The organism is Mesorhizobium sp. M6A.T.Ce.TU.016.01.1.1 (genome assembly GCF_003997065.1).
GTDB classification, from domain to species: Bacteria; Pseudomonadota; Alphaproteobacteria; order Rhizobiales; family Rhizobiaceae; genus Mesorhizobium; species Mesorhizobium mediterraneum.
In genome coordinates this window covers 1-420 of record NZ_RZTJ01000157.1, presented here as the reverse complement: position 1 = coordinate 420, position 420 = coordinate 1, and the positions used below count along the sequence as shown (strand labels likewise).

The following is a 420-nucleotide window of genomic DNA, read 5'->3' as shown; positions in this document are numbered from 1 at the left end:
CCGTGGGGCTGCGCGAGCTGACGCAGACGACCGAAACGGTGAAGGGTGTGTTGTCAAAGGCGGGCACCGCCTCGCCCGCGACGCCGGCGATGAGCCTGCTTCCCGTGCTCACCGACGGCCGCAGCCATGCGGTCGTCATCGTTGATGCCGAACGGCGCATCCTCGGCCTGATCACCCAGACCGACCTGCTAGCGGCGGCGGCGCGCGCGCAGGCGGCAGACAAGTCGCCGCTCAAAGCCATGGCATAGCGGCCAACCGCGCGCGACAAGAATCGGATGTGGGCGGGCAATCACTCCCTGTCTTGGATAGGGAGCGGTCCTTCAAAGCTTTCGACCCGAGCGGCGCAGACGAGCGCCGAAGTCCGCACAGTGCAATGCCTCAGGCGGCCAACAATTCCTTGTAGCCGGACGCGTCCTGGAA

The 420-nt window shown here is 66.7% G+C and carries 1 pseudogene; it reads left to right on the top strand.

Annotated elements, in window-relative coordinates:
- Positions 1 to 248: pseudogene (locus EOC94_RS33735) on the top strand (hypothetical protein); the annotation flags it as partial.
- Positions 249 to 420: the final 172 nt, after the last annotated feature.